At 58.5% G+C, this 13,048-nt stretch carries 11 protein-coding genes and 2 pseudogenes; 10 read left to right on the top strand and 3 right to left on the bottom strand.

Features of this window, described 5'->3' with window-relative positions; all coding sequences use genetic code 11:
- Positions 1-23: 23 nt before the first annotated feature.
- Positions 24-1,910, bottom strand: a complete 1,887-nt coding sequence (locus ABCW43_RS22690) for a sigma-54 interaction domain-containing protein (protein ID WP_445738990.1) — start codon at positions 1,908-1,910, stop codon at positions 24-26.
- Between the two features lie 128 nt (positions 1,911-2,038).
- On the opposite strand from ABCW43_RS22690, the gene ABCW43_RS22685 reads away from it, so the two are divergent.
- The 9 genes from ABCW43_RS22685 to ABCW43_RS22645 all read left to right on the top strand — a co-directional run bounded on the left by ABCW43_RS22685 (position 2,039) and on the right by ABCW43_RS22645 (position 10,315).
- Complete coding sequence (locus ABCW43_RS22685) at positions 2,039-3,412, top strand: CmpA/NrtA family ABC transporter substrate-binding protein (protein ID WP_345928628.1); 1,374 nt, start codon at positions 2,039-2,041, stop codon at positions 3,410-3,412.
- On the top strand, positions 3,413-4,252 hold the full coding sequence (gene ntrB / locus ABCW43_RS22680; RefSeq protein WP_345928626.1) for a nitrate ABC transporter permease: 840 nt from the start codon (positions 3,413-3,415) through the stop codon (positions 4,250-4,252). It abuts the gene before it with no gap.
- Positions 4,252-5,151: an ABC transporter ATP-binding protein gene (locus tag ABCW43_RS22675; RefSeq protein WP_345928770.1), complete on the top strand. Its 900-nt coding sequence runs from the start codon at positions 4,252-4,254 to the stop codon at positions 5,149-5,151. Before ntrB ends, ABCW43_RS22675 begins: the two co-directional genes overlap by 1 nt.
- Positions 5,152-5,186: 35 nt before the next feature.
- Positions 5,187-5,669, top strand: a complete 483-nt coding sequence (cynS, locus tag ABCW43_RS22670; protein ID WP_255736968.1) for a cyanase — start codon at positions 5,187-5,189, stop codon at positions 5,667-5,669.
- 15 nt (positions 5,670-5,684) lie between these two features.
- Complete coding sequence (locus tag ABCW43_RS22665) at positions 5,685-6,143, top strand: nuclear transport factor 2 family protein (RefSeq protein ID WP_345928623.1); 459 nt, start codon at positions 5,685-5,687, stop codon at positions 6,141-6,143.
- 39 nt (positions 6,144-6,182) lie between these two features.
- Entirely contained in the window at positions 6,183-6,512 is a 330-nt protein-coding gene (locus tag ABCW43_RS22660; protein ID WP_345928768.1) for a LysR substrate-binding domain-containing protein, read from the top strand.
- Between the two features lie 428 nt (positions 6,513-6,940).
- Entirely contained in the window at positions 6,941-8,422 is a 1,482-nt protein-coding gene (locus ABCW43_RS22655) for a lipopolysaccharide biosynthesis protein (RefSeq protein WP_345928622.1), read from the top strand.
- Between the two features lie 41 nt (positions 8,423-8,463).
- The gene (locus ABCW43_RS22650) at positions 8,464-9,462 is read left to right on the top strand and encodes a polysaccharide pyruvyl transferase family protein (protein WP_345928620.1); all 999 of its coding nucleotides are present in this window, start codon (positions 8,464-8,466) and stop codon (positions 9,460-9,462) included.
- 31 nt (positions 9,463-9,493) lie between these two features.
- The gene (locus ABCW43_RS22645) at positions 9,494-10,315 is read left to right on the top strand and encodes a galactosyl transferase (protein ID WP_345928619.1); all 822 of its coding nucleotides are present in this window, start codon (positions 9,494-9,496) and stop codon (positions 10,313-10,315) included.
- Positions 10,316-10,419: 104 nt separating this feature from the next.
- Here the strand turns inward: ABCW43_RS22645 and ABCW43_RS22640 are convergent.
- Positions 10,420-10,509 (bottom strand): annotated as a pseudogene (locus tag ABCW43_RS22640) (IS6 family transposase); the annotation flags it as partial.
- A gap of 69 nt (positions 10,510-10,578) precedes the next feature.
- Between ABCW43_RS22640 and ABCW43_RS22635 the strand changes: the two are divergent.
- A pseudogene (locus ABCW43_RS22635) lies at positions 10,579-11,221 on the top strand (IS6 family transposase).
- Between the two features lie 82 nt (positions 11,222-11,303).
- Here the strand turns inward: ABCW43_RS22635 and ABCW43_RS22630 are convergent.
- On the bottom strand, positions 11,304-12,851 hold the full coding sequence (locus ABCW43_RS22630) for a Fic family protein (RefSeq protein WP_345928618.1): 1,548 nt from the start codon (positions 12,849-12,851) through the stop codon (positions 11,304-11,306).
- Positions 12,852-13,048: the final 197 nt, after the last annotated feature.

The following is a 13,048-nucleotide window of genomic DNA, read 5'->3' as shown; positions in this document are numbered from 1 at the left end:
AAACTCTCCCGAGACCTCACTTCCTACAGCATCAGAGCTTTGATCCGTGAAGATAGAGTTGTCGGTTTCATCTGCAAAATCTCTGCGGCCCCGCCCTTGCCGGATATTTTTCCACCGCTGCAGTGCAGGGCGGAGAGAATGTTTTCCCGCTCCAGCTGTCGCATCTGGCTCTCGGTTATGACCGTGACGGCAGGATCGGGGTGGCGGGGCTGTGCCTTGCGCGGCGCCGGCGTATCGGGCAGGTCGAAATCAAGCTTTCCATGCCGTGAAAGAATGGCTGCACGTTCGATAACATTCTGCAGTTCACGCACATTGCCTGGCCATGCATAGCGCTGCAAGGTTTGAATATTGGCGTTCGACAACGTCAGATCGTGACGTCGAGCAAGACTCTGGCGTCCGAGAAAATGCTGTGCAAGCAGTGGGATGTCTTCGCGGCGATCTCGCAATGGCACGGATTCGATCGGAAAGACCGCCAGCCGGAAATAGAGATCCTCTCGAAACTGCCGGTTCTGCACGGCCCTTTTCAGATCGAGATTAGTGGCGGCGATGATCCGGACATCGACCTTTCGCGTCCGCTCCTCGCCAACGCGCTCAAACTGCCCCTCCTGCAGTATCCGTAAGAGCTTGCCCTGCAGTTCCGGCGGAATTTCGCCGACTTCGTCGAGAAACAGGGTTCCCCCGTCGGCCAGTTCGAAGCGACCGATCCGGTCCCTCAGAGCGCCGGTAAAGGCACCTTTGGCATGGCCGAAAAACTCGCTTTCGAACAGTTCGCGCGGAATGGCGGCGCAGTTGACTCGAATGAGAGGCCGGTCCTTGCGATCGCTTGCCTCGTGGATGGCGCGGGCGATCAGTTCCTTGCCGGTCCCGGATTCGCCGGTGATCAGCACCGTCGCATCCGTCGGCGCAACCAGTGCGATCTGGCGAAGCGTTGCCTGGATGGGCTCCGATCTGCCGACAATCCCGGCCGCATTCGTTTCGATGCGGATTTCTTCCTGCAGATAGGCGTTTTCCAGTTCCAGCCGCTGGCGCAGCTGATCCACCTCCATCAGGGCCGCATGCAGTTTTTCGTCGGACCTCTTGCGCTCGCTGACATCACGAAAGACGACCACGGCGCCGACAACAACATTGCGGTCGCGGATCGGCGTCGACGTGTATTCCACCCATACCGGCGTGCCATCCTTGCGCCAGAAGATCTCGTTGTTCACCCGATGCACGGAGCCGTCGTTGAAGGCAGCGTAGATAGGGCATTCGTCATGCGGGTAATGACTTCCATCCGGGCGGGTGTGGTGGATGATCGTGTGGATGTCGCGGCCTGTCAATTCTTCCGCAGTCCAGCCGAGAAGGCGCTCGGCAACCGGATTAACGAACGTGGTCTTGCCCTCGGCATTCACGCCATAGATGCCTTCACCTGCGGCCCGCAGGATCAGCCTGTTTTCCCGTTCGATATCGCGAAAAACGCGTTCGGCGCGCTGCCATTCGGTCAGGCCGCCACCCATGAAGTCCTCTGCGGCATCGTCAATCGAGCGCCGCTGCCGTTCTGCGAGATCGTTGACGGCAAGCAGGATCAGTCGCCCATCGCTGCCATCATTGATCAGTGATCCCAGATACTCCACACGCAGTTCGCGTCCAAGGGCGTGACGCGGCAGCAAGCGGGTCGTGCGGTACACGCGCTGCGCAAGGACAGCCTGTGTGAAGACGATCAGCGTCGGCAATTGTTCAGCGTGTAGATCGCTGACCTTCGTTTCCAGTAGAAGATGATGATCATAGCCCAGCAGGCGGCACGCTGCCGCGTTCGCATCGACGATTACATCCCTGTCGGCATCGATGACGATCTGGGCCTGCGGTGACTGGTCAAAAATATCCTGTCGGGCAATCGACACACGAAATCTCGTAAAAGAAAATAACGACATTTCGTTTATAACGAGATATTGTAAGTCATCAAGTGATCTGATTGCCCGGATTTGCGGGCGTTTGCGCGTTTCATCCGTTCTGGCACGGCCTTTGCAACACCGTTCTCACAAAAAGGGGAGCGGCTGCCATGTTCGAAAATCCATTTGATCGCAAGACCATTCTTTCATCCTCAGGCTGCAGTTGCGGCCGACATCGGAGCGAGCAGGAGCATGCCTCTGCCTTGCGAGCAATGGAAGTGACTGACGGCGAGGAAAAGCTCTATGAAAATGTCGTCGCCTCAACGGTGCTACGCGCGATGTTTCCCAACGATGTTTCCCGTCGGACGTTTCTGAAGGCCACAGGCACGGCCACTGCCGTGGCTGCCATCTCTCAGTTCTTTCCCCTGGCCACTGCGACGGAAGCCTTCGCGCAGACTGGGCCGCTGGAGAAGGCCAAACTCAATGTGGGCTTCATCCCGATCACCTGCGCCACGCCGATCATCATGGCCGCGCCGATGGGTTTTTATGAAAAACAGGGGCTCGCCGTCCAGGTGATCAAGACGGCCGGCTGGGCTGTCATTCGTGACAAGACGCTGAACAAGGAATATGACGCGGCGCATATGCTGTCGCCCATGCCGCTCGCCATCACCATGGGCCTCGGCTCAAACCCGCAGCCCTATGCGGCGCCGGCCATTGAGAACATCAACGGTCAGGCCATCACCCTTGCGATGAAGCACAAGGATCGGCGCGACCCGAAGGACTGGAAGGGCTTCAAGTTCGCCGTTCCGTTCGATTATTCCATGCACAATTACCTGCTGCGCTACTACCTGGCGGAGCATGGCATCGACCCGGATACGGACGTACAGATTCGCGCCGTGCCGCCGCCGGAAATGGTGGCAAACCTGCGTGCCGAAAATATCGATGGCTTTCTCGGCCCCGACCCGATGAACCAGCGCGCCGTCTACGATGGCGTCGGCTTCATCCATATCCTGACAAAAGACATTTGGGAGGGACACCCGTGCTGCGCCTTTGCCGCGTCGAAAGAATTCATCAGCGAAATGCCGAACACCTACGCGGCGCTGCTGCGGTCGATCATTTCCGCCACGGCTTACGCGCATGATCCAAAAAACCGCAAGGAGATCGCCACCGCGATCGCCCCTGCCAATTACCTGAACCAGCCTGAAACGGTGCTCGAACAGATCCTCACCGGCACGTTTGCGGATGGTCTCGGCAAGGTCGTCAAGCAGCCGGGCCGAATCGATTTCGACCCGTTCCCCTGGCAGTCCTTCGCCGTGTGGATCATGACCCAGATGAAGCGCTGGGGGCAGATCAAGGGCGATGTCGAATACACGGCCATCGCAAACGAAGTTTTTCTCGCCACCGATACTGCCAAGCTGATGGCCGAGGTGGGCATGCCGCCGCCGAAGGAAACCACCAAAACCTTTGTCGTCATGGGCAAGACCTTCGATCCCGCAGAGCCGCAGGCCTATCTCGACAGTTTCCCGATCAAGAAAGCCTCCTAAGTGCAGACATCACTGACGATCAGGGCAGGACTGCTGTCAGTCCTCATCCTCGCGGTCCTCCTGTCGCTCTGGCAGTTCTCCACCATGGGAATGAGCCAAACGGCGGATATGGACCCGGAATATGCCAAACTGATGGGGCTGACGGCGACGACCGGAAAATCGGCGCTGCCGGGGCCGATGGATGTCGGTGCCGCGCTCTGGAACTATCTGAAGGACCCGTTCTATGACAACGGCCCGAACGACAAGGGCCTCGGCATCCAGCTTGCCTATTCGGTCGCCCGCGTCCTGCTCGGCTATCTGCTGGCAGTCGTGGTAGCCATTCCGTTCGGCTTCCTCATCGGCATGTCGCCGCTCGTCAGCCGTGCGGTCGATCCCTTCATCCAGGTGCTGAAGCCGATCTCACCGCTCGCCTGGATGCCGCTCGCGCTCTACACGATCAAGGATTCCGCCATTTCGGCGGTCTTCGTGATCTTCATCTGTGCCATCTGGCCGATGCTGATCAACACGGCCTTCGGTGTGGCGGCCGTGCGCAAGGAATGGATCAATGTCGCCCGCACGCTGGAGGTCGGCACGCTTAGGCGCGCCTTCACCATCATCCTGCCGGCGGCGGCCCCGACCATCCTCACCGGCATGCGGATCTCGATCGGCATCGCCTGGCTGGTCATCGTTGCGGCGGAAATGCTCGTTGGCGGCACCGGCATCGGTTACTTCGTCTGGAACGAGTGGAACAACCTGTCGATCACCAATGTCATCATCGCCATTCTGGTGATCGGTGTCGTCGGCATGCTGTTCGATCAGGTGCTCGGATGCCTGACCCGCCTCGTGACATTTCCGGAGTGATGCAGATGGCAAAGTTTATTTCCATCGAAGGCATTGCCCGTCGCTACCACGGCAAGGGATCGACATCGCCCACGACGATTTTCGAAGATCTCTGGTTATCGCTCGACCGCGGCGAGTTCGGCTGCGTGATCGGCCATTCCGGCTGCGGCAAAACCACTGTTCTCAACATCCTTGCCGGATTGGAAGCGCCGAACGAAGGCACTGTCATCGTCGACGGCCAGGCGGTAACCGGGCCAAGCCTCGATCGTGCGGTGATCTTTCAAAGCCATGCGCTGCTGCCGTGGATGACGGTGATCGGCAATGTCTCTTACGCCGTCTCCTCCCGCCGGCCCAAATGGAGCCGGTCGGAAATTCGTACACACGCGCAAAAATTCGTCGATCTCGTGGGGCTCTCCGGTTCGGAGAACAAAAGGCCTTCAGAACTCTCCGGTGGCATGAAGCAACGTGTCGGCATCGCCAGGGCACTGTCGATCACGCCGAAGATGCTGCTGATGGACGAGCCGTTTTCCGCGCTTGACGCGTTGACCCGCGGCACGCTGCAGGACGAAGTTCGCCGCATCTGCGACGAAACCGGGCAGACCTCGTTCATGATCACCCATGATGTCGACGAGGCGATCTATCTCGCCGACAAGATCTTTCTGATGAGCAATGGGCCAAATGCCGTCGTCGCGGAAGTGGTCGAAAACCCGCTGCCGAAACAGCGGTCGCGCGTCGATCTGCACCGGCATGCCGATTACTACGCCGTCCGCAACCATATCATCGATTTCCTCATCAGCCGCAGCAAAGGGTTTGCCTCATCCGGCGCACCGCATGATCCGCGTCATGTGCCGGTCGTCATCCCGCGTGCAGCCGCCGCGCAAGATGATGCCGCCTTGCTCTCCATTGGCCGCAGCCGCTGACCTACAGACATCTCATATTTTGACAGGAGACTGACATGAAACGTGCCGACCTCACCGAAAAGCTGCTGGATATCAAGCGGGACAATGGCTGGAGCTGGAAACATATCTGCGAAAAGATCGGCGGTTATTCCGAGGTTCTGATCGTCGGCGCCATTCTCGGCCAGATGAAACTGACCAAACCGCAAGCGGAAAATGCCGGCGAGCTTTTCGGCCTTTCGCCGTCTGAAATCCGCATGCTCAACGAGACGCCGATGCGCGGCTCTCAAATGCCGCCGACCGATCCGCTGATCTACCGTTTCTATGAACTGGTCATGGTCAACGGTCCGGCCTGGAAGGCGCTGATCGAGGAAGAATATGGCGACGGCATCATGTCGGCGATCGACTTCGACATGCAGATCGAACGGGTTGCCAACCCGAAGGGGGACCGCGTGCAGTTCACCATGTCGGGAAAATTCCTGCCCTACAAATATTACGGCGCCAGCGGCAACGTGCCGGAATACGGTTATCGTGAGGAATAAGCGGGAAGACGCGCCATGGGCATCATACCGCCCTTCATCCGCGAGACAGCTATCGCCAAGGTGCGCATGGCCGAGGACGGCTGGAACAGCCGCGATCCCGAGCGGGTGTCGCTTGTCTATACGCCCGACAGCCGCTGGCGCAACCGTGCCGAATTCCCGGTCGGGCGCGCCGAGATCATCGCCTTCCTGAAGCGCAAATGGGCGAAGGAACTCGATTACCGGCTGATCAAGGAACTCTGGGCCTTCGAGGGCAACCGCATCGCGGTGCGCTTTGCCTATGAATGGCACGATGACAACGGCCACTGGTATCGCTCCTACGGCAACGAAAACTGGGAGTTTGCCGAGGATGGCCTGATGGCCCGCCGTCTTGCCTCGATCAACGACATGCCGATCAAGGAAGAAGACCGGAAATTCTTCTGGCCGCTCGGGAGGCGGCCGGACGACCACCCCGGCCTGTCCAATCTCGACCTCTGAAAGAGAAAGGAACGGACGCACTTCAAGACGCCCGACGATCTGGAACATCATACCTTGTTGCGATCGACAGAACTCACCCGCAACTGGGAGCGCTGGCTCGGACCGCGTGCGCCAAGGATATTCTCAAATACCTGCTTCATCAATCTCGAAAGCTCCGGCCTCGAACTGACGGTCGCCGTCAAGGGACTCGGCATTGCCATTGTCCGCCAAACGCTGGTCAAGCAGGAGCTAGAGGATGGTCAGCTGGTTACTCTGTTTGAGAACGAAACGGTGCATGAGCACTACTTCTGCATGTTCGCCGATCCGAAGCTTCGGCCCGAGAGTTTGCGGTTCTTTCGCACCTGGCTGAGAAACGCGGTGATGGAATAGGGCGGCCGGTGATCCGTTTCGCCTCAGCGCCAATCGGCATCCGGGGGTGCGGCATGCCTCCGGGTTGGCCCGGCACCTGCTCTTTCGCACTTGCGAAGGGCATCACAAAACAAACATCATTTCCGGTCAACTAGATCGTCAGCGGTCTCCAGCCCTGATCAAGGCTGCCGGATCGCGCCGCCGGACGAGACGATCGACTCGTTCGGTCACTAGGAATGCGCACTAGGCTACCAGGGGAAATTGCATGGAGAGATCGATGACCGAAGTGTCCAGCAGATAGGCCCACCCATTTTAATGCAGCAAGGAGATCTCACGCATCATGGGCGCGGAACCTGCGGCTTGAAAAGGAGCCGGAACTCCGCGGAAAAGGGTAGCTACGGAATGATGTCGCTCACGTACGATCGGTATTTGTCGCGAAGAGGTCGGTCATGAGCATCGCCGATCGCCTAGTCACCGGAAGTCTCTGGGTCTCCCTCTCGAGGGTCATCGTCAATGGGTTGTCGACCCTCAGTACCATCATCCTGGCCTGGTATCTGCTGCCGTCGGATTTTGGTCTCGTCGCGCTTGCGACGACCATGCTCGCCATCGTGACAACGATCACCGAGCTTTCGTTGAACGAAGCGCTTATCCGTCACGAAGCCCCGGAAGAATCCCATTTCAGTGCCGCATGGACATTGGCTGCGACCCGCGGCCTGATATTATGCGCCTTGTTTGCCGCGTTCGCCTATCCGGCGGCCCTCATCTACGACGAGCCGCGCCTTTTCGGCGTCCTCCTTGTCCTGAGCCTCAGCCTCCTCATCAACGGGTTCGCCAATCCGCGAAGGATCATGCTCCAGCGGGAACTGATTTTCCGGCAGGAGTTCGTGCTGAACGTTGTCCAGAAGATTGCCGGATTTGTGGCGACCGTCGCCATCGCCGTCATCTATCAAACCTATTGGGCGCTGGTGGTCGGCACATTGGTGATGCAGATCACCAATGTCGTGGCGTCCTATTTCATCCTGCCGTTCCGCCCCCGGATCACCTTCTCCCATATGCGCGAATTCTTTTCGTTTTCGATCTGGATTACCGCCGGGCAGATCGTCAACACGCTCAATTGGCGTTTCGACTACCTGCTTATCGGCAAGCTGCTGACCGGCTCCGCCCTGGGATATTATTCGCTTGGCGGACAGCTGGCGATGACGCCGACGCGCGAGGCGACCGCGCCGCTGACCGCCACCATCTATCCCGCTTTTGCCAATGTCCGCCACGATCCCGCGCGTCTCGCCGCAGCCTATCAGCGAGCGCAGGCATTGCTGACGGCGGTTGCGTTACCCGCCGGGATCGGAATGGCGGTCATCGCAGATCCCCTGGTCAGGCTCGTGCTGGGTGAAAAGTGGCTTCCGGTGATTTTCATCATCCAGGCGCTGGCGTCCGTTTATGCGCTGCAGACATTGGGATCCCTCAATCAGCCTCTCGGCATGGCGCTGGGGCAAACCCGGACCCTGTTCATTCGCGACGCGCAAATGCTTCTCGTCCGGATCCCGGTGATCACGATCGGCCTGGTGTTCTGGGGGCTTCCGGGGCTGATATTCAGCCGCGTGCTCACCGGCCTCTTCAGCGCTTTCGTAAACATGATCATCGTCAAGCGCTTCATAGATGTTTCGGTCTCCGCACAGCTATGGGCAAATTTCAGAGCGCTTGCCAGTTCGGCCGTCATGGCTGTCGGCGTCTCGCTTGCTGACCGCTACATGGGAGTTGAGACCACACATACCGGGCTGGTTATACAACTTGCCGCCCTTATCTGCCTTGGAGGCGTTCTCTATTGCGGCTCCAGTCTCTTTCTTTGGCTGGTCATGGATCGTCCAAACGGTCCGGAGACTGAAGTCAGAAAGATCGCCGCCAAGGTCTTGTCCAAAGTCAGTCACGCCTGATCGCGGGGCTTGTTCTTCTAAACTTTTGAAAGAGAGGCATAATGTCAGGTGCTCAGCAATCCGAACTTATCACCAAGCTTCAGGACAGGACCCACGATTGCCTTAAAGAGTTCATCCGGCCCGATGAACCGATAGCGATACTGGACTTTCCTGATATCAGGAATTGCGGAGATTCCGCGATCTGGCTGGGAGAGATGGCCTATTTGCAGCAGCGCTACGCAAAGCGGCCCTCCTACGTCTGCACGACCGACGACTTTTCACCGGATGAACTGAAGAGCTCCGCCCCGAATGGCCCGATCTTCATCCATGGGGGCGGCAATTTCGGCGATATATGGGTGTTTCACCAGGATTTCCGGGAGCGCGTGATGGAGCTGTTTCCCGACCGGCAGATCGTCCAGTTTCCGCAATCGATTCATTACAAGTCCGCAGAACGGCTGGAGCAGAGCAAGCGCGCGATCGGCAGGCACAAGAACTTCGTGCTCCTGGTGCGAGACGAGGAGTCGTTTCAGTTCGCGAAGGAAAATTTCGATTGCCAGGTCTATCTGTGCCCGGACATGGCCTTCTGCATCGGCAAGATAGAGCCCGCCGCACCGCAGTTTCCGGTCCTTGCGATGCTCCGCCAGGACAAGGAGCAGGTCGGAACTGTCGACTTTTCCGCCTATCCGGACATCCCCAAGGAGGACTGGATTACCGAGAGCCGATCGAAGGTGCGCGTTGCAAAAGCGCTTGGGGCTGCCTCCGCACTGCTGCATCTCACCCCCTCCGAAATGCGGCTGCGGAAGCTGGATGCGGCGGCCAACAACCGCTTTCAGCGCGGCATACGGCAGATTTCCCGCGGAAAGGCGATCGTGACGGATCGTCTGCATGTGCATATCTGCTCGCTTCTCATCGGACGCAGCCATGCTGTGCTCGACAACAACTACGGAAAAATCCGCCGGTTCATGAACGCCTTTTCCGGAGGCACCGATCTCTCCTACAAGGCGACTTCGCTCGACGACGGCATCAGGTGGGCAAAAGAACAGGCAGGTGTCGCGGCATGACGCTGCCTGAGATCAACGACCGGAGGCTGTTATGAGTGTTGTGACCTTCATCATCCCCGTACGGCACCAGGACAACGCGCGCGACTGGGGCATCCTGAAGCGAAACCTGACGCAGACCGTGGCATCCATCGCGAACCAGACCAACCCCGACTGGCGGGGGGTCATCGTCGCCAACAGGGGTGCCGATCTTCCCGTCCTGCCGGAGAAGTTCTCGGTGGCATGGGTGGACTTTCCGCCGAACGACATCCACGAGCGGGGCGATGCGACGGAAGAGGATTTTCTCGATTCATTCCGCGCCGACAAAGGCCGCCGCGTGCTTGCGGGCATGCTCACGGCCCGCGATTGCCGCTTCTTCATGATCGTCGACGACGACGATTTTGTCAGCGCCCGAATTACCGAATATGCTGCCCGGCACCAGAACGAGAACGGCTGGACGATCGACAAGGGCTATATCTGGGACGACGGCGGCAGCATTCTGCTGTGCCGCGACCAGTTCAACCACTATTGCGGAACGTCGCTGATCATTCGTTCGGACCTCTACGGACTGCCGTCAAAGGCGGAAGACGTTTCCCTTCCATGGATCAAGGACATGCTTGGCAGCCATGTCCGCATAGAATCGATTCTGGCCGAACGCGGTACGCCCTTGAATGCCCTCCCGTTCCGGGGTGCGGTCTACCGTGTCGCCCACAAGGGATCGCACAGCAAGGCGCCCAGCCTGATCCATATGTATTTCCTGAACAGGAACGTTCTCAGGCGGCCTGTCCGGGTTCTCAAGAATCTGACGAAGCTCCGACCGCTGTCGGCGGGATACAGAAAAGAGTTTTTCGGGCTTGCCGCCGGAAAGACGGAGTAGATATCGCGGCGTCCGGTCGACATGCACCGATCACACTACCACTTCACGCTGAGGAGTTGTCACATTATCGAGCGGCGAACGAACGACCGCGCTGTTGCCTGAGATCAGGCAATGGCACCCGTCACTATTTTCCAATGCGCCATGGCGCGGGCACGATGAATGTGAGTGGCAGGAGCAGAGCGGCTGCGATGCGGTGCGAGGCATCGTCAACTTAACGCAGTGACCGTAACCGCTGTGCCGCCCACCGTTTCCCTGCCGAGTTCATAGCTCAGGCTGTGTGGCTCTGTTTCCGTTTTCCTCTCAGCTTGCGGATGGTCGAGGACATGCTGGCGGCACGAGGGATTATTGTCTCACACCAGACGGTCCGGCTGTGGGCAGAGAAATTCGGACGGACCTTTGCCGACGAGATCCGCCGCCGCTCAGCCGGTCGGCTGGGTGACAAGTGGCATCTCGACGAGGCCGTCGTTTCGATCCGCGGCAAGAAGCACTGGTTCTGGCGTGCTGTCGATCAGGACGGTTTCGTCATGGAGGTTCTGGTGCAAAATCATCGCAATGCCAAGGGCGGCCAAGCGTCTGATGCGCAAACTATTGAAGGGCCAAGGCCACACGGCGCGAGTGATGATCACCGACAAGCTCCGATCCCGACGACGCTGCAAATCGCGAGATTATGCCAAGTGTCGAACACCGCTCGCATAAAGGCTTGAACAGTCGGGCGGAAAACTCTCATCAGCCATTCCGGCGACGGGAACGGATCATGAAACGCTTCAAGTCGCAGCGCCATTTGCAGCGTTTCGCCTCCATCCATGATCTTATCGCCAACATCCCCGCCACGACATTTCCTCAAGCCTTCATCGCGAACTGCGTTCAGAGGCAATGAACCTCTGGGCAAAAATCGCTCGCGCCTGAACCGCCATGGTGCAAGCGGCCTACGATTGCCTCTTGAATGTTAAGTTTACAATGCCCTCTCATGTTTAACTGCGAAACGACCTCACCTCACTACACCTTGAATATCAGCATAGATGGCCTCGATGCGTGCCGCCTCTGCGTCGGTGAGCGCCGAAAACTCCCTTTCACGAGCCCGCTTCGACAGTCGCCCGTCGTTCTGGCGCAGGAAGCGGAACAGGAGGTCCAGCAGGCGATCGGGCATATCGATCATCTGCTGGACCTCGATCTTAAACGCGTCATAAATGCGTAGGAATGCTGTCTCGGCTGGCAGGTCCACATCAATTGTTCGGGCTACACACTCGAACAGGAATTCGGCCTGAGGCGTCGCATCGAAGTAGCGGTAGAAGTCGGCTGTGTCGTTCAGCACCGTGACATTACCACGATCGGTCGACTGCCAATGAACAACCGGCAACAGGCGGCGTGAATAGCTTTCCAGCACGGTTCGATAGGCATCGATGCGGTCCAGGATGACTGACGAGACCGGAAAGACGAGTCCGGGAGGATTGAACCCGTGCTCGGCGAGAACATGATGGACTAGATAGCGGTGCAGTCGGCCATTTCCATCCTCGAAAGGGTGGATGTAGACGAAGCCGAAGGCGAGAGCCGCGGCGGCGAGAACAGGATCGAGTTGCTGTGCCGCGCCTCGGTCGAAAGAAGTCAGGCCGTCGATCAGAGAGGGCAGATCTTCATGTCGGGCGCTGACATGATCGGGGATTGGCGCGCCCGTCAGGCGATCATGCTCGCCGATGAAGCCACCCTCAACGCGCAAGCCAAGATGAACGAAGCGCGCGTCGCCGATGACGATGCGCTGCAGCCGCTCCAATTCGGCGCGGTCTATCGGTCGACGCCCGGCTTCACCGATAACCTGGGCCCAGCGCTGGATGCGATCTTGCGGCGGATCTTCTCCCTCGATCTGAAAGCTTGAGCGCGAATCCTTGAGCAGCAGGAATGCAGCGGTGCGTGCAAGCAGGTCCGCCGGCACCTCATCGATCAACTGGCGCGCTTCGTTGCCAAGTCCGCGTGCAACGAATGCTTCGAGTGCGGGCGTGCGGAAGATCATCGGGCAGAAAGCTGGTGTGCCGGGCAAGTTATTCTTCACGCGATGTCTTGTTGAACTCGTTCCACCCACCGAGAATTGCCGGTCTGGATCGACGACAACGGCGTAGGTGCCCTGTGCCGCGTCGGGCAGATCAAGCCGTGTATTCAGCAGCCATTCGTAGAGAAACCACAGCCGTCGAGCATAGGCGCCAGTAGGCGCCGCGCGCACCATGTTGGTGATCGGCTCAGGACCTGTTGCCCGGAACAGGGTTTTCAGAACGGCAAGATCCAGTCCTTCGTAGCGTAGGGCAAAGGTTAGGTGTCCGGTAAGATTGTCGTCCGGTTGGTGGCGCGGTGTGTAAACGTTCCATCCTTCGGCCTGATAGACTTTGTGGCGAGGACCGATCGCTGAGAGGATGATTGGCACAGGTACGGGTAATTCAAAGGCATCGATCAGGGCTGCATAGCCGACCGGGAGGGCGGCTTCCGGCATCGAGCGGTCGTGAAAAATACTGACAGCTTCTGAAAATGGCTTTCTCTGGCCCTGTTCCATGATTCCTGATACTCGTCTCTGAAAAACGGTTCCAGATCAAGGCTCTCATGAAATTCGATGATAAGCAATGAATTTCAATGACAGAGAAGCCTCCTTCGCGAATATTGATTCCAACATGGCATTGGTGGAGTGTCGTTTGGCAGAAGTTAATCGGGTCTTCCTCACTTTGTGTGGTGCCCCTGTCAATTGAGCGGTAG

Origin of the sequence: Neorhizobium tunisiense, from assembly GCF_039631515.1 — a bacterium.
Taxonomy (GTDB): Bacteria; Pseudomonadota; Alphaproteobacteria; order Rhizobiales; family Rhizobiaceae; genus Neorhizobium.
Note: the sequence above shows the minus strand (reverse complement) of the source record. Positions and strands in the feature narration are given on the sequence as shown.